Annotated in this window: 14 protein-coding genes and 1 pseudogene; 13 read left to right on the plus strand and 2 right to left on the minus strand. The window is 44.6% G+C overall.

The window, feature by feature from the left end; all coding sequences use genetic code 11:
* Window positions 1-185 precede the first annotated feature (185 nt).
* Both ALT761_RS01575 and ALT761_RS01580 read left to right on the plus strand, forming a co-directional pair.
* Window positions 186-2,240 (plus strand): TonB-dependent receptor, encoded by a 2,055-nt coding sequence (locus ALT761_RS01575; RefSeq protein ID WP_129735879.1) that lies wholly within the window; start codon window positions 186-188, stop codon window positions 2,238-2,240.
* Window positions 2,241-2,258: 18 nt separating this feature from the next.
* Window positions 2,259-3,518, plus strand: coding sequence for a PepSY-associated TM helix domain-containing protein (locus ALT761_RS01580; protein WP_129735881.1), 1,260 nt, complete (start codon window positions 2,259-2,261; stop codon window positions 3,516-3,518).
* 45 nt (window positions 3,519-3,563) lie between these two features.
* Here ALT761_RS01580 and ALT761_RS01585 read toward each other — a convergent pair whose 3' ends face one another.
* Complete coding sequence (locus ALT761_RS01585; RefSeq protein ID WP_129735883.1) at window positions 3,564-4,958, minus strand: sensor histidine kinase; 1,395 nt, start codon at window positions 4,956-4,958, stop codon at window positions 3,564-3,566.
* Window positions 4,955-5,644 (minus strand): response regulator transcription factor, encoded by a 690-nt coding sequence (locus ALT761_RS01590; RefSeq protein WP_013785779.1) that lies wholly within the window; start codon window positions 5,642-5,644, stop codon window positions 4,955-4,957. Before ALT761_RS01590 ends, ALT761_RS01585 begins: the two co-directional genes overlap by 4 nt.
* Before the next feature lie 174 nt (window positions 5,645-5,818).
* Here ALT761_RS01590 and ALT761_RS01595 point away from each other — a divergent pair, with 174 nt between their 5' ends.
* From ALT761_RS01595 to ALT761_RS01640, 11 genes and pseudogenes are all read left to right on the plus strand, one after another.
* Entirely contained in the window at window positions 5,819-6,556 is a 738-nt protein-coding gene (locus ALT761_RS01595) for an META domain-containing protein (protein ID WP_129735885.1), read from the plus strand.
* A 278-nt stretch (window positions 6,557-6,834) separates the two neighbouring features.
* Complete coding sequence (locus tag ALT761_RS20855) at window positions 6,835-8,022, plus strand: methyl-accepting chemotaxis protein (RefSeq protein WP_269472491.1); 1,188 nt, start codon at window positions 6,835-6,837, stop codon at window positions 8,020-8,022.
* A gap of 59 nt (window positions 8,023-8,081) precedes the next feature.
* Window positions 8,082-8,447, plus strand: a complete 366-nt coding sequence (locus ALT761_RS01605; RefSeq protein ID WP_013785776.1) for a response regulator — start codon at window positions 8,082-8,084, stop codon at window positions 8,445-8,447.
* A 36-nt stretch (window positions 8,448-8,483) separates the two neighbouring features.
* A complete protein-coding gene (locus tag ALT761_RS01610; RefSeq protein ID WP_129735887.1) occupies window positions 8,484-10,610 on the plus strand; it encodes a chemotaxis protein CheW in 2,127 nt (708 codons plus the stop codon).
* On the plus strand, window positions 10,607-11,110 hold the full coding sequence (locus tag ALT761_RS01615) for a chemotaxis protein CheW (RefSeq protein ID WP_129735889.1): 504 nt from the start codon (window positions 10,607-10,609) through the stop codon (window positions 11,108-11,110). The genes ALT761_RS01610 and ALT761_RS01615 overlap by 4 nt, the downstream gene beginning before the upstream one ends.
* Before the next feature lie 51 nt (window positions 11,111-11,161).
* Window positions 11,162-11,308, plus strand: a pseudogene (locus ALT761_RS20920) (hypothetical protein); the annotation flags it as partial.
* Between the two features lie 270 nt (window positions 11,309-11,578).
* Window positions 11,579-13,702 carry a methyl-accepting chemotaxis protein gene (locus ALT761_RS01620; protein ID WP_442858138.1) on the plus strand — a complete coding sequence of 708 codons (2,124 nt, stop codon included), beginning with the start codon at window positions 11,579-11,581 and terminating at the stop codon, window positions 13,700-13,702.
* A gap of 3 nt (window positions 13,703-13,705) precedes the next feature.
* A complete protein-coding gene (locus ALT761_RS01625) occupies window positions 13,706-14,536 on the plus strand; it encodes a CheR family methyltransferase (protein WP_129735893.1) in 831 nt (276 codons plus the stop codon).
* A 14-nt stretch (window positions 14,537-14,550) separates the two neighbouring features.
* Window positions 14,551-15,183 carry a chemoreceptor glutamine deamidase CheD gene (gene cheD, locus ALT761_RS01630; RefSeq protein ID WP_013785771.1) on the plus strand — a complete coding sequence of 211 codons (633 nt, stop codon included), beginning with the start codon at window positions 14,551-14,553 and terminating at the stop codon, window positions 15,181-15,183.
* Complete coding sequence (locus ALT761_RS01635) at window positions 15,155-16,201, plus strand: protein-glutamate methylesterase/protein-glutamine glutaminase (protein WP_129735895.1); 1,047 nt, start codon at window positions 15,155-15,157, stop codon at window positions 16,199-16,201. Before cheD ends, ALT761_RS01635 begins: the two co-directional genes overlap by 29 nt.
* A 411-nt stretch (window positions 16,202-16,612) precedes the next feature.
* Window positions 16,613-16,876 carry a hypothetical protein gene (locus tag ALT761_RS01640; protein WP_129735897.1) on the plus strand — a complete coding sequence of 88 codons (264 nt, stop codon included), beginning with the start codon at window positions 16,613-16,615 and terminating at the stop codon, window positions 16,874-16,876.
* Window positions 16,877-16,887 lie beyond the last annotated feature (11 nt).

Below are 16,887 nucleotides of genomic sequence, written 5' to 3' on the forward strand. Positions count from 1 at the left end.
ATTTCACGGGTACGCAAATTTTTCCAGCGCGCTAATTTTTTATCGCCAAGACAGCGATGATAGAAGGGGGAGAAACTAGTTCTTAATAGCAAAATGTAACAATTGTAAAAACACTACCTTTTTTTCATCAAGTAAATGAGAATGTTTCTTATTAAGAATAACTAAACATTTAATTGGAGCTTTCTTTGAAAAAACGAGTGTTCATTGGTGCGGTTTGCACTCTATCTAGCGCGTTTTCCTATGCCCAAGTACAAGCAGTTGATGAAACTAAGCCTGTCGAAACGGCCGCTGTTGAAAAAATATCGGTCGTAGGCGCTGCAACAAACCTAAGTATTACTGCTGAAGAAATCGAGCAATACCAAGCTAATGATCTCGCCGATATATTTCGCTACTCGCCTTCAATTAGTGTTGGTGGTTCAGTTGGCGTGGCACAAAAAATATATATCCGCGGACTAGAAGATGCTTATTTAAATGTCACCGTAGATGGTGCACAGCAAACCTCCACACTTTTCCATCACATTGGCCGTGTCACTATCGACCCAGATTTGTTACAACAAATTGATGTGCAGGCTGGCGCTGGTGAAGCAACCAGTGGTCCAGGCGCTATCGGTGGTTCAATTCGCTTTAAAACCAAAGATGCGGATGACCTGTTAGCTGAAGGCGAGAAATTTGGTGGCCGTGTTAAAGCAAGCTACTTTTCGAACGACGGTACACGCTATAGCGGCAGCCTTTACGGCAAGCTAAGTGATACATGGGGCGTGCTAGGTTATTACAGCACTGTCGATCGCGACAATATGGAAGATGGCGACGGTAACGAAATTTACGGTACAGCGGCCGATCAAGACATGTTGTTCCTTAAAGCCAGTGGCGATATTGCTGAAAATCACTATTTGTCGCTAAGTGTTGAGCAACGTGACGAAGACGGTGAGTTTTCAGCACGCCCGAACTGGGTAGTATTAGAAGGTGCCGCGCTTTACCCAAGTGAAGCCGAGCGTGATACCTATGTAGCAAACTATCGTTTCGCACATAGCGATATGGTTTACCTAGAAGCCACCGCTTATCAAACCGATTCTTCATTTCAAGGTGGCCGTTTTAACTGGTTAGCTGAAATAGACACTTACGGTTTTGATATTCGCAATACCAGCGAAACGGCAAACCACAAATTTGTTTACGGGGTAGATTACCGTAGTGATGAAGTGGAAAGTGGACCAGCTGCAGGAGCGGTAGAGAACGCGGAAGAAAGCAGCGTTATGGGCATCTACGCTCAAGTTTATAGCGACATTACCCCTGAACTATTGCTTAGCTATGGTGTGCGCTACGACGACTATGATTTCCAGCAACGCATTTTGCTTGAAGAGTATTACGGTACACCGGTTACCGACAGCGAAGCCTCGTTAGACGACTCTGAACTAAGCTTCAATATTGGTGTTGCTTATCAGCTTACCGAAGCATGGACCTTAGGTTTGGGTTATGCCGAAGCGGCTAGAGGAAAAGAAATTGGCGATGGTTTTACTATCGACGGTTACCTTTACGATGGCTCAGACATTCCTGTAGTGGCTGATGATCTTGTACCCGAAACAGTACAAAACATTGAAGCGTCTATTGAATACAGCGCGAATAACTTAAATGCGAGATTAAGCGTTTATAACTCAACCCTAGATGATGTGATTTTTGAAGGTTACGAAGGCAATTCTGTTTTCAATAACATCGGTAGCGTAGAAAGCAGCGGTATTGAATTCGACCTTGCTTATCGCGTCGATTCATTCGACTTCTTCTTTGGCTTCTCGACCGCCGATACTGAATTAGACCCAAGGGACGGCCTATACAGCGTTGACTATTCATCTATTGATTTAAACGGTTATGAATTTGTGGGCTTAGGTAATAGCCGCGGCGATACCATAGTGGTTGGCGTAGATTACGCCGTTAACGCCGATATAAGTGTTGGGACTAGCATCAGACAGGTTAGGTCTATTGATATTGATACCTTGCACCAAGCAGTTGATTTGGGCTGGACAGACAGCTTGTATAGCTTAAACAAACCAAGCTACACCCTTGTTGACTTGTACGGTGAGTGGCAGGCAACAAGCAATATTCTTGTTAACCTAGCGGTATCTAACTTGTTCGATGAGCAATACATCGACCATTCAAGCGTGGGTGACTATAGCGAAGTATTTGGCACTGTTATTGGCCCCCATGAAGCAGGTAGAGATATCAGGCTATCAGTAACCTACGACTTTTAGCACTAGGTCGCTAACCTGATGGTGTCTAAAACGATAAAAAAGTGGGTCTTTTGGACCCACCTTATTGCCGGCCTAATAGCCGGCATATTTGTTTTGTGTATGTCCTTTACGGGTGTATTACTGACTTATGAACGGCAAATTGTAGAGTTCAGTGAAAGGCTGCATGATGTAGAGCCTGCTAAGTTGTCTACACATGCGGGTGAAAAGGCTGTGCGACACGAAGACGAGCACATAGGCGAGTACACTGAAACACAAGCGCATAGCGCCGTTAGCGCGCGCATTAGCACCGCTAGGGCACGCATTAGCACCGATGAAGTAGTTACAATTCTGCAGGCATTGAAGCCTAACGAACCACACATTTATGTTCGTTGGGTAAACCGCGAAGGCGCAGCTATCCCAGCTTGGGCGGGGCGACACAGCTTTTTACTACACCCTTATACTGGCGAAATTCTACGAGAAGGCGAGGGCATGGTGGAGAAGTTTTTCCATGTAGTCACCGACTTTCATCGTTATTTATCTCTTGCGGGCGACTATCGCGTGGTGGGTAAAAACATCACGGCGTACGCCAACTTGGTATTCCTCTTTCTAATCGTAAGTGGCCTGTATTTATGGTTGCCTAAGCGTTTAAATTTAAGAGCCCTAAAACAGCAGTTTCTATTACCCAAAACCTACCAAAATTCCCATCATCGGAATCGTCAGTGGCATATCGTCTTCGGTATCTGGTGTTTAATACCGCTATTTGTTATTGCCTTAACGGCCACTATTTTTCATTTCGATTGGGCCAATAAAGCCATATATGGCGCCTTTGGTGAAAGCGTACCGACGCGGAAGCAGCATGAGGAAATTACCAGTTTAGCGGCTGACGTGGTGCCCTATGAAACGCTGTTTAATGCAGCCCAGCAACATGCCAACGCGAATGGCTACGCAGATTGGTATTCAATGTGGATGGAAATAGGTGAAGATATCCATGAAGCACGTTTTTTCATTGATAAAAGCATAGGGCATAGACAAGAGCTTGCGTATTCGCTGTTTTTCGATACCCAAACCGGCAAAGTAACCAAGGTACTAAGAAAGCAAGATTGGTCTCGTGGTGGTCAAGCGTGGGGCACGGCGCGCTTTCTACATACCGGTGAATACTTTGGGGTTGTCGGTCAAACCGTGGCAGGGCTGGTGTCATTGCTTGCTTGTGTGCTGGTGTATACCGGCATTGTGTTGGCGTGGCGCAGATTAGTCAGCGAGCCTAAACGGTTACGTGAGAACGCAGGGGCAAATTCTTAAATCAATATCACTCTTAACGCTAAAATACGCACGTATGAGTGAATATTAGCGAGCTGTAGCGGATGAGCTAGGTAATTCAATTTGAATTTTTAGCCCACTGCGCTGGCCGGCGACATCAGTATAATTTTGAGCTTTGATAGTACCGCCCACGGCCTCAATTTGTCGGTGGGCTAACGCCAACCCTAAACCAAAGCCAGTGCTTTGCGATGTATCTATTCGTTCGCCTTTGGATACTCTGGCCTTATCTACTCGAAAGAAGGGCTTAAAGATGTCTCCAAGCATATGTTCAGGCACACCGGGGCCATTGTCTTTTACACATAGCCGGTAACCCTTCTCGGTGCTGCTGAGCAGTACCTCTACTTCCGATTTTTCAGGCGTATGGCGCAATGCGTTGCGAATAATATTCTCTATTGCTTGGCCCAATGCTATTTGGCTGCTTTGGGTCAGCGGCGCTTTTTTTGGCAGCGTGCTAACAAGGTTTTTGTCGGGGTATTCGAATCGTGCGCCTTCGCATATAACCTGTATTAATTCCACCAAATCGAAGTCTTCCGCGTTTAACTGTGGAGACTCGGTATTTAACCAAGCAAGAGTAAGCGTGTCTTCCACTAGGTTGCGCATAGTAGATGCTTCGTAGCGAAGTCGCGCTAATGCTTGTTGCGGGTTAATTTTCTGCTCTACAAAATCAACCGCCATATCTATACGTGTTAAGGGTGTGCGCAATTCATGAGACAAATCTGCTAGCAACTGACGTTGATTATAAATAAGTTTGCTGGTTCTATCGGCCATCATATCGAAAGTAACGGCTAAGCGGGTAAGCTCGTCATTCCGCTCAAGCAGCGATGCATTGGTTCTTACATCATAATGCCCGGCGCTGAAAGATTTTGTGACGTTTTCCAGCTTTCTTAAAGGCGACATAACGTGGCGGTATAACACTAAACTTAATATGCACAGTAATATGAGCGGCAGTGCAATTTGCAGCATGGCATTGGCATATAGCAGCATGGCACCTGGGCGCATGCGTTGGGGTAGTTCAATTAAAAGGTGGGTATTGGCGTCGGCAAAGGGAATTTCCATTACGGGGTTTTGCTGAAAATATAAGTGTATTTTCCACTCCACACTTCTGCCGTATTGGAAGCGGTCGAAAAAGGGTTTGTAGATAGTGGAATCGGCTATAGGATTTAGGTTCGAAGTAACCACACCAACCCAAGTTTGCTCTTTCTCTTGTAGCGCTTTAACCCAAACCGACAAGGCTTCTTCGCCTTCATTTGCCCAAATTTCATCGGCTTCTTTTCCGTAATCTAGCAATTGCTGTTGATGTTCTTTTGCAATAAAGCTCATGCTAGATTCGGTATGATTTGTTAACCAGTCAATGGCCCAAAACAGCAGTACAGTACCCACGCCAATAACAGTACACATTCGCCAAAACAGAGTATATTTCATGAAAACCGATAGCCCTTTCCGTGTAGCGTAGATAGCCTTTCTGGCGGCATACCTGCTTCTACTAGCTTTTTACGTACACGGCTGATGTGCATGTCTAAACTTCTATCGTAACGGCTGAATGGCCTGTTAAGCACGCTTTGATATAAGAAGGCTTTGGTCATCACTTCATGGTGGTTTTCTAGCAACACCCATAACAACTTAAATTGAATGGGGGTGAGCTCAACGTCGTGACCGGAAAAGCGAACATCTTGCTTTATTCGGTTAAGTTGAAGCTCATCAATGATTAACTGTGAAGCTTGTTTTGGGGGGATAGCGTCTCGCTGGCTACGACGTAGTAAAGCCTCTATTCTAAGCATCATTTCTGTGAAGTTAAACGGCTTAGGCAAGTAATCATCAGCGCCTTTTCTATAGCCTTCAATACGCTCTTGTTCAGCGCCACTGGCGGTAATCATCATTACCGGAGTATGCTTAACTTTTCGAATTTGATTCAAAACAGCCAAACCATTCAGCGAAGGTAACAAAATATCGAGTAAAATAAGATCGAAGCTTTCCTGCAGCGCCGCTAACAAGCCTTTCTGGCCATCTAGGCACTGCGTAGTGGTAAACCCTTTTTCTTTTAGCAGCCTAGCTACCTGATCGCTAAGGGTTATATCGTCTTCTATTATTAAAATGCGAGCGGCAGACATAGTAAGTACTCAAGTTGTGAGCTTACATGCTATTGATAATTGTTCTTATTTGCAAGTTGGTTGAGGTATCGCTTCCAAATAGTGAGCATATTTGCTACTTTCAGGCTTCATTACGCAATATTGTACATAAGTACTTTTATCTTTTTCTTCATCTTAAAACGGCAAGGATTAGTCATGCCTTCTTATTTTCATAATTCACTTTTAATTGTATTAAGTCTGCTTTTTATCATCACTGGTTGTAGTAATAACGCCAGTCAAATGTCCTCAGACGCAGACTCAGTGAGCGAAGATGAATCTGCAACTACCCTAACCGGTACTTGGCAGGTGGAGAGCATCGACATGGGTGGCATTATCGATAGCAGTATGATGACCGTAGAGTTGGTGACAAAAAATAGAATTTCCGGCTTTACTGGCTGTAATCAATTCTCAGGCATACTTAATTTACAAGCGAACGAATTAGCAGAAGGTGAATTTGCAACGTCTAAACTGGTAACGACTCGCCGCGCGTGTGTAAGTGCCATGTCAGCGCAAGAACAGCGATTTGTGAAAGCGCTAGAAGCAGCAAGCCGTTACGAAATTAAAGAGGGCACCTGGTTGGTTATTTATGATAACGACGGTAAGCAAAGACTGAAGTTAATAAGAATGTCGGTACAAGACACGGCGAAGAACGAAAAAATGGATGCTGCTACCACAGGAACGCATCAGTTTAATTGTGCGACAGCAGGAAAGATTGTGGTGCGCTTTTTAGGCCCAGATACCATTAAGTTATCTGAAAATGGTAATATTCATATATTACAGCATGCGCGTTCAGCCTCAGGAGCGCGTTATATTGGAATGAATACAGAATTTTGGAATAAGGGGAATTCAGCCGTTCTCAACCTTCAAAATCAATCTTATTCATGCAGTAAATAACAAACTAATGACTTTTGAGTCTAAAACCACACTTCCCCGCCTTTTATAGGTTTTTTTGCACATATAGCAGTTTTTCGCATCTCGTTACTTGCCAACTTTCCAAATTGGGTACTACGCTTAGTCCATATTGTAATCAACACTGACTAACGCGTTGCCTACTTACTCCTCTTCAACGTTCAGAGTAAGTACCTTTATGACATTGAACACACGTCATGCATATTTCGCTCGATTTAATCGGGCGTGATGAAGGAGTAGTGGCAGGGTATAAGGAGATCCTTTTGCATTCAAACGTGGAAAGTTCATCTACACACTCTAAAAGTAGCGCTAACCTTTATCTGGTGGGCGTAGTGGTAGGGTTATTAGGGGCTTGGGCTCTGTTCTTTTTAGGCTCAGCGCTGTTCGGCTTTATTTTGCTTACGGTGGTATTAATCGGCTTTGTCGCTTATACGTCAAGTAAGAACACCTCGTCTGATGATATTTCCTCTTATGAAGAAACACAGTCCAGCACCAGTCATGTAGAAGATAATATTGCATTAGCAGGGGGGGAGATTGCCCACTCGCTAACAATATGTGAAGGAAACCTATCCTCTATCAAAACAACCCAAGACGATGCTGTTGTTACCCTTAGCCAAGCCTTTACCAGTTTAAAAGACCTAGTGGCAGAACAGGTTAATTGCATTGATGCCCTGCTAAGCGTTGATGCATCAAACAGCACCGCTTACTCAGATAAAATGCGCAATTTTGCTCAAGATACCGACAGCACCCTTGTGAGCTTTATCGATTCCACAGAAAAAATGTCGTCTTCAACGCAGCATTTAATGAGCCAAGTACAAATCATTCAACAAGCAATGCCTACGGTTATCGATGCACTTAGTGGAATAGACGATATTTCAGCCCAAACTAATTTGCTAGCGTTAAATGCAGCCATTGAAGCGGCGCGAGCCGGTGAAGCGGGAAGGGGCTTTGCCGTGGTGGCCGATGAAGTACGGGCGTTATCTACCCGCTCAACCCAGTTCAGTGATGTTATTAAGAAGCAGGTAGAAAATATTAAAGGGCTGGTAGATAAGCTCACCGAAACTGCCGAGTTCGTTGCTTCTCAAGATATTTCGCATGTGGTTGAAGCTAAAGACCATATCAGTAAAGAACTAAAAGACATTATTCGCAAAGCAGAATCAGACCAAGTTACCACCAAGCAACTAGAGGGTATTGGGCAACAACTAGACGATGCAATAAATAACGCGATAAGAGGTATGCAGTTTGGCGATATAAATGGCCAGCACATTGATTATACAAAAGATATTGTGAAATTTATTATCGAGCGACTCCAACAACTAGAGCCTGAAAATTTGGAAGCATTTGCTTCTGAATTAAAGGCTTACCAACAAGCGCTTGCCCAACGAGGAAAAACCGACCATAACCCTGTTTCTGCAACATCCATGCAGTCGGGAGAGGTAGAGTTATTCTAGGGTACATAGGATTTTGACATCAAAAGTTATTACTTTTAAGCAGTGAGGGAATAGAAAGGATGAGCAAGCATATTTTAGTAGTCGACGATTCTATATCAATTCGTCAAATGGTAGAGATGACCTTAAAAGGTGCTGGCTACACGGTTACTACCGCACAAGATGGTCAAGAAGCATTAGACAAATGTAAGTCTCAGCAATTTGGGTTTGTATTGACCGACCAAAATATGCCTCGCATGGACGGTTTAACACTCATCAAAAATTTACGTAGTTTAAGCGGTTTCAATCGCACGCCTATTGTAATGCTTACCACAGAAGCAGGCCCAGAGATGAAAGCCAAAGGGAAAGCGGCGGGTGCTACAGGTTGGATGGTGAAGCCTTTCGATCCTAATAAGCTGCTAGATGTGACAAAGCGCGTTTTGGGCTAATCCTCTTCACATCATACCGGCCTGGAAGGATTCAGAATGAGCATCGATATTGAGCAATTTCATGGCGTGTTTTTTGACGAGAGCGATGAGCATCTCGACGACATGGAACAACTGCTAATTAGCCTTGATGTAGACTCGCCTGACCCGGAAGAACTCAACAGTATTTTCCGCGCGGCCCATTCTATAAAAGGGGGCAGTGGCATTTTTGGTTTCAATGCCTTAATGAACCTTACCCATGTAATGGAAAACCTGCTAGATAAGGCCCGTAATCAAGAGATATCTGTTACCACCAATATCGTTAACCTGTTACTAGAAACCCTTGATGTATTAAAAGCGACGTTATCTGCCTATCGCGATCAGGTCGATGTGCCAGAACAAGCCATTGCCGTCAGTATTACCAAGCTGGAAAGGGCGCTATCTGAAACCCAAGGTGCAGCCGCGCCTGATACTTCTCACGAGGCTTCCAATCCTAACAATGTCGCTAACGCTAACGGCTTTGACAATAGCAACGGCAGTTCAGATGCTGACAGCAGCGATAGTTCAAATGACAACAGCGACGCCTTTGGCTTTTTTGATGATGAGCCCGACCTCACCACAAACATTAGCCAACAGACCGAGATTAACGACGTTGAGTTGTCGACACAAAGTGATGATGGTTTTGGGTTCTTTGATGATACGCCCAGCGAAGCAGTCGCTAGCGCAGAAGACGACGGCTTCGGCTTTTTTGATGAACCAGAAATGCAGGTCTCTACACCAGCAGCCAGCGATAACAGCTATGGCTTTTTCGATACAACAGAGCTGCCTGAAAACAAGGCAACGCCTGACAACTCTGAAGCCGTAATTTCACCTAAACTATTTGTGCTAGACCCTATTGCGGCAAAGGGTACAGGTGAAACATCTGCATTAAAGAAAAAGTCACCGCCAAAGGCGAGTGATGCTGCGCCGCCTATTAAGACGAATAAAAAAAGTGTTGGTCGCGATAGCGCTTCCATTCGAGTGGATACCAAAAAAATCGACTCTATGGTTAATTTAGTCGGCGAGCTCGTTATCACTCAATCTATGCTGTCGATGATTGGACAGGAAGTAGATGGGCAAGTAGGTGAGCGTTTGCAAGTGGCGATAGACGAACTGCAGCGCAATACTCGTGAAATTCAAGAATCGGTAATGTCAGTCAGAATGTTACCGCTAACAGCTACATTTAATCGCTTCCCTAGGCTAGTTCGTGATTTGGCTGGCAAGCTAGATAAAAAAGTTGATTTAGTTTTACAAGGCGCTCATACCGAAATTGACAAAAGCCTGATTGAAAAGCTTGTCGACCCTTTAACGCATTTAGTTAGAAACAGTATCGATCATGGTATTGAGTTGCCCGAAAAGCGACGTGCCGCCGGTAAGCCCGAAATGGGAACCGTCATTCTGGGCGCTGAGCAAAAAGGCGGCAGTATTATTATTAAAATCATTGATGATGGCGGCGGGCTGAATAGGGCGCGTATTTTGGAAAAAGCACGTTCCAATGGTTTAACTGTTGACGATGACATGCCAGACAGCGAAGTCTGGCAGCTTATCTTTCAAGCCGGTTTTTCAACTGCCGAAGCGGTAACCGATGTGTCAGGCCGTGGTGTGGGTATGGATGTAGTAAGGCGGAATATTGAAGCCATTGGTGGGCGGATTGAAATAGAGTCTTCATTAGGAGAGGGCTCAGGCTTTTTCATACATTTACCGCTTACCCTCGCTATTGTTGATGGCATGTGCGCGTCAGTTGGCAATCAGATTTTTGTCATACCTTTGCTTAACATTGTGGAGTCTTTTCAGCCCACTGCCAGCCAACTTAAAACCCTAGGCAACGATACGGTGCTTTATGTACGTGACCAATATTGGCCGCTTGTTCCTCTTCACGATTATATGGACGTAGAAAACGCCAACCGTAAACCCACAGAAGCCATTGTTGTATTACTTGAAAGTAGTAAGAAACGCTTCGGCGTGCTGGTAGACGCCTTAGTTGGCCAGCAACAAGTGGTAATAAAGAGCCTAGAAGCTCACTATCGAAAAGTGGCTGGACTTGCCGGCGCTACTATTATGGGCGACGGAAAAGTTGCGCTTATTATCGATGCCGACTCTATCGCAACTACTTATACGTCAAGTCAATTAGAGGACATGCTCGCATGAGTGATACCGCATTACATCAGGCTGTTATCGGGGGCGATGACAAGGAATATCTAAGTTTCGTACTTGCCGATGAGCACTACGCTTTAGATATCAAAACGGTAAAAGAAATTCGTGGTTACGAGCAAGTCACTAAAATTGCTAATGCGCCAGCGTTTTTAAAAGGGGTAATCAATTTGCGAGGGGACATTGTGCCTATCGTAGATTTACGCCTTAAATTCAACGTTGGCGAAGCCACATATACCGAATTTACTATTGTGATTATGCTCAATATACAAGATCGCATTGTGGGCATTGTGGTAGATGGTGTATCGGATGTTATTCGGTTAATGGAAGATCAAATTCTAGCACCGCCTGAATTTGGTGTGGCTTTTGATAGCCGGTACTTGCACGGGTTAGCAGATGTAGATGGTCAGATGGTTATTCTGGTGAATATTGAAAGCCTTATCACCAGTGAAGAAATGGGCTTAGTTGCTCCCCAAAGCGTTAACGAAGACGCGTAACAGCTAAGACGGCAACGGTAAAAAATTTCGCAAATTTAGGATGAACTGGTTATGGGCGTGTTTAACTTTCTCAACAATGATGAGCTTAAAGCTGCACAGCACGAGGCGCAGCTTAAAACGCAGATCCTCAATGCAAGCACCGCAAGCATTATGGTAATTGATGGCGCAGGTAATATTGTATATCACAACCCTGCTTTTTTAGCGCTGGCGAAGCAATGCCCTGATGATTTTACGGTTTCCACTCATGGCGGCCATGCTTCTTTAAAAGGGCAAAATTTATCGGCAGTCATAAAAGGCAATACCCAACTGCTGAATCAAATATTGCAGTGCCGAGAAGAAAGTCTTTATGCGCAATTGGCTGAGAGTGTGTTTACCCTCAATATTACCCCGCTTAGTGCGTCAAGCTCAGAGCCCGCTCAGTACGTTGTGCAATGGAGTGATAACGAACAGGAAGATCAGCACGCGGGTATGGTTAGTGCCATTAACCAAAGCCAAGCGGTTATTCTTTTTTCTCCCGATGGCAATATTGTCAAAGCGAATGAAAATTTTCTGTCAGCCATGGGCTACTCAGAAAGCGAAATAGAAGGCAAACATCACAGCCTTTTTGTTACTCGAGAATACGCCAGTAGCCAAGAATACAAAGATTTTTGGTCGGTATTGCGAAGCGGTGAAGCACACAGCGGTGAGTTTTGCCGATTAAATAACAAGGGTGAAGACGTTTGGATCCAAGCTTCTTATAACCCTATTTTTGATCACAATGGCAAGGTTACCGCTATTGTGAAATTTGCTATTGATATCACCGCTGAGAAAAAGCAAAACGCCGATTATAAAGGGCAAATTGACGCCATTAGTAAGTCGCAAGCCGTTATCGAATTCGACTTACAAGGCAATATTCTTACCGCGAATGATAACTTTCTTAGTGTAATGGGGTATTCCCTAGAGGAAGTAAAGGGTAAGCATCACAGTACGTTCGTGGAAAGGGAGGTAAAACTTAGCCCTGAATACGCTGCTTTCTGGAAAGATTTGCAAGCGGGGAATTATCGAACAGGTGAATTTAAAAGGTTAGGTAAGGGGGGGAGTGAAATTTGGATCCAAGCTTCTTATAACCCTATTTTAGACAGCAACGGGCAACCTTTTAAGGTGGTAAAATTCGCCACTGATATTACCGCCGAAAAAGCTAAGAACGCTTACTTTGAAGGGCAGTTAACCGCAATAAGCAAATCTCAAGCGGTAATCGAGTTTGATTTAGATGGCGTGATTTTAGATGCCAACAGTAATTTCTTATCGGCGCTTGGTTACACCCTAGATGAAGTGAAAGGAAAGCATCACAGCATATTTGTAGAGCCTGCTTTTAAAAACAGCCCAGAATACGCCGCCTTTTGGGAGCAATTGCGCAAAGGGGTTTATGCTAGTGGCGAGTACAAGCGTATTAGTAAACTAGGTAATGCTGTTTATATTCAGGCTTCGTACAATCCCATACTCGATCAAAACGGCAAACCCTTTAGGGTAGTGAAGTACGCTACCGACATTACGGGGCGCACGGTAGCAGTAGACAGTATTAAAACCGTGATGTCCAAGCTTACTGAAGGTGACTTACTGCATAACATTGAAGAACCACTAGATGGCGACTTTAAAGTGCTTGGTGAGTCTATTAACCAGTTTGTAGATGAACTACGCGATACCATTATCAAAATTCACGATGCGGTAGAAACCATCGATACCGCCTCTAATGAAATTGCGACAGGAAACGCCGACTTATCCAGTCGTACCGAGCAGCAAGCATCTAGCTTGGAAGAAACTGCATCGGCCATGGAAGAGCTCACAGGTACGGTAAAATTAAATGCGGAAAATGCCGAACAAGCAAAAGGTTTGGCTAGTCAGGCATCTGATGTGGCATCAGAAGGGGGTAAGGTGATTGAACAAGTAGTTCATACCATGGGGGAAATCAACGATTCGGCCCAGCGCATTTCTGACATTATTGGTGTTATTGACGGCATTGCATTTCAAACCAACATATTAGCCCTTAACGCCGCGGTAGAAGCGGCGCGAGCTGGCGAGCAAGGCCGCGGGTTTGCGGTAGTAGCATCGGAAGTTCGCACATTAGCCCAGCGCTCAGCAGAAGCGGCTAAAGACATAAAAGGCCTTATTTCAACCTCGGTAGAGAAAATTACCAACGGCAATGTATTGGTGAACAAATCTGGTGAAACCATGGCGGATATTGTGACGGCAATTAAGCGGGTGAACGACATTATGTCAGAAATTGCCGCAGCAAGTTCCGAGCAAGCCACCGGTATTCAAGAGGTCAATAACGCTGTTGTACAAATGGATGAAATGACACAACAAAATGCTGCGCTTGTAGAGGAAGCGGCAGCCGCCGCAGACAGTATGAGGCAGCAGTCTGGGCAATTAGCACAGCGGGTAGCTGTATTTAAAGTGGGGCAACAGAGCTTTAGTTCAGCCTCTACGTCATCGAATAGCATGGCATCGTTTCCTACATCCGCTCCAAGAGCGATATCGGGGCCTGGTCCTTCTAAGCCAAGAGTATCGTTAAACCCAATGTCGCCGGATGAAGCAGAGTGGGAGGCCTTTTAGTGTATGACCGAGTTACACGAAGTAGTGGCGCAAAGGGAATTTGCCTACAGTCGGCGAGACTTCGATAGAGTTAGGCGGCTACTGTTCGAGCGTGCCGGTATTCGCCTAGCCGACTCTAAAGATGCCATGGTGTATAGCCGCTTAGCGCGGCGCCTGCGCATATTAAAATTAACTCGTTTCAAAGACTACTTGGAAATGGTGGCCCACAACCACCAAGAACAAGAACATTTTGTTAATGCGCTAACGACAAATTTAACCTCTTTTTTCAGAGAACCTCATCATTTTGAAGCGCTCTCAACGTACTTAAAGCAGCACCCCAATACCAAACGCATTTGGTGTTCGGCCAGTAGTACAGGGGAAGAGCCCTATTCCATCGCGATGACAGTAGCGTCGGTATTTGGCACCTTTACTCCCCCTGTCTCTATTGTTGCCACTGATATCGATAGCCGTGTGCTACAAAAAGCCGCCGCAGGGATTTACAGTGCAAGCGGCATTGAACAATTACCTCCTCATTATCGCGAACAGTTTTTCTACAAAGGCAAAGGCGCACAGTTAGGGAAAGTGCGTGTGGCAGATGAGCTTAGGCGCATGGTGCAGTTTGAAACCCTAAACCTGATGTCGCCCACATGGGACATTGAAAGCCCAATAGATATTATTTTTTGTCGAAACGTCATGATCTACTTTGATCGAGACACTCAGCGCAAAATTCTATCCCGAATGGTTAAGTTAATGACACCTGAGGGAATGTATGTAGCCGGTCATTCTGAAAACTTCACTATGTACCCTGAGTTGGTACGGCCTATGGGTAAAACTATTTACCGGCCAGTAAATTAAAAGGGGTTAGCAGTATGAGCCAAGATGAACAACCTATCAGTTACTTCGACAACCGATTTCGAAAAGAAGCCGTTAAATTATTACCAGGGCAGTACGTTGCCACCGCTTCTAATAAGGTGTTAGTCACTATTTTAGGGTCTTGTGTTGCCGCATGTATTTACGACCCAGAAAAGAAGATTGGCGGTATGAACCATTTTATGTTGCCTGAATTGAATTTAGCCAGCGAGCTAGATAGCAACCTTGCATCTAAATACGGTGTGCATGCTATGGATATGCTTATTGAAAAACTCATCACGCTAGGGGCAAGAAAGGAAAAGCTAGTGGCTAAAGCTTTTGGGGGCGGCAAAGTGCTTGCTGGGTTTGTGCAACAAGATATTGGCAGAATTAACGCTGAGTTTGTTGTTAACTATTTAACTAGGGAAAACATTCCACTATTAAATAGTGACTTAATGTCCGACTACGCCCGCAAAATATACTTTCTGCCGGATGAAGGTAATGTATATATGAAGCGAATTAGAAATTTTAATAATACCAGTTTGTATGAGCGTGAATCTAGCCACCGCGTGCTGCTATCTCAGCAAGCCACCCCCGATGATTTCTCGCTAACGGAGCCTGACAATGCCCATCAAAGTTCTCGTGGTAGATGACTCTGCACTTATCAGGCAGTTATTATCTGAAATTATCAATAATGAAGCTGACATGCTTTTGGTTGGTGCGGCACCCGATGCATTTGTAGCGAAAAGAATGGTGCAAGAGTTTAAACCTAATGTGATCACTCTTGATATTGAAATGCCCAAGGTGGATGGCTTACGGTTTTTAGAAGTTATGATGAAAGCATGCCCTACACCGGTTGTTATGGTGTCTACATTAACGGAAAAAGGGGCTGATGCTACACTTCGTTCGTTAGAACTAGGCGCGGTAGATTTTGTACCAAAACCCAAGCTGGGTGTGGCTCAAGGTATGGAAGAGTATCGTTCGGTAATAACGGAAAAAATTAGAATGGCGGCGCACTCCACACTAAGTGCACCTACACAATCGCGCGCATCCCAACATGCTGCTATGCGCTACACGGGTAGCGAAAAAGTGATAGGAATGGGGGCGTCTACTGGCGGTACAGAAGCGATTAAAGATGTACTCATGCATTTCCCTAAAAACGCGCCTGCTACTGTTATTACCCAACATATGCCGCCGGGCTTTACGACAACCTACGCCCGTAGGCTAAACAGCCTGTGTGAAATAGAGGTAAGTGAAGCGAAAGGCGGTGAGCGTCTGTTACCGGGGCATGCCTATTTAGCGCCGGGTGATAAGCACTTGGTTGTTGAGCGCAGCGGCGCAGATTATCGTATTGCCTTATCTGATGGCCCAAGAGAATCGGGGCACAAACCGTCTGTAGACGTACTTTTTAATTCACTAGCGGCTAATGCTGGGGCAAATGCTGTAGGGGTGTTGCTAACCGGTATGGGACGTGATGGCGCTAACGGTTTATTGCATATGAAGCAACAAGGCGCCACTACGTTCTGCCAAGATGAAAAAAGCTGTGTTGTGTTTGGTATGCCCAAGGTGGCAATAGAATTAAATGCGGCCAGCTACGTTACACCGCTAGCTTCGCTAGCAGATGCTATACTCGATACGTTAGAGTCGATTGGCGTGGGTACACGGCTTTAATTAGATTTTGTTTAATCTATGTTGTCGCTAAGTTTTCCACTTGGCTTGTTAGCTGATTTAATTGATGTTTTAATAAAGCGGATTTGTTGTCACGATAACATTGCTGTTACAGAAAGCTGTTACTGTAACCTCAACTAAGGAAGGGTTCTCGTGAAAGCTTACACCAGGTCGATAACAAGATAAGAAACATTAGCAACACCTTTAAAATCATGAGCAATACGAATACATGATGAGGTAAATAAAAGGCATGGGACGTTGCGGTATACCTCAATTTATTATCATTGGGTATAATTCGTAACACCTAAAAATAAGATCATAATTGCTATAGTTTCAACACAATCAGGGTATCGGATAGCCTTATCTCTATCTAAATAAATGAGCTTGAACTATATCAGGCCGTTGGGGAATCGTATGAAACAGCAAGCTATAATCGCATCAGTCGCATTATTAATTTCTTCTGCAGCCTTAGCAAATGGCGGGTTTCAGCCAACCGCTAAAGCGTGCGTGAATGTGGGTAAAGAAATTTCACGAGTTAGTGGCGAAATGGATGCAGCGAAATCGGGTATTCAAAAGTCTTGGTTAAAGCGTCAGTTGGGTGCGCTAGAAACTAAGCGTTCAAACTGTTCGACTAACGGGTTTAAAGGCAGACAATTAGTTGCTAAAACTGATAACTAAAGCCTGCTACA

Source organism: Alteromonas sp. 76-1 (assembly GCF_900654235.1).
Lineage (GTDB): Bacteria > Pseudomonadota > Gammaproteobacteria > Enterobacterales > Alteromonadaceae > Alteromonas > Alteromonas naphthalenivorans.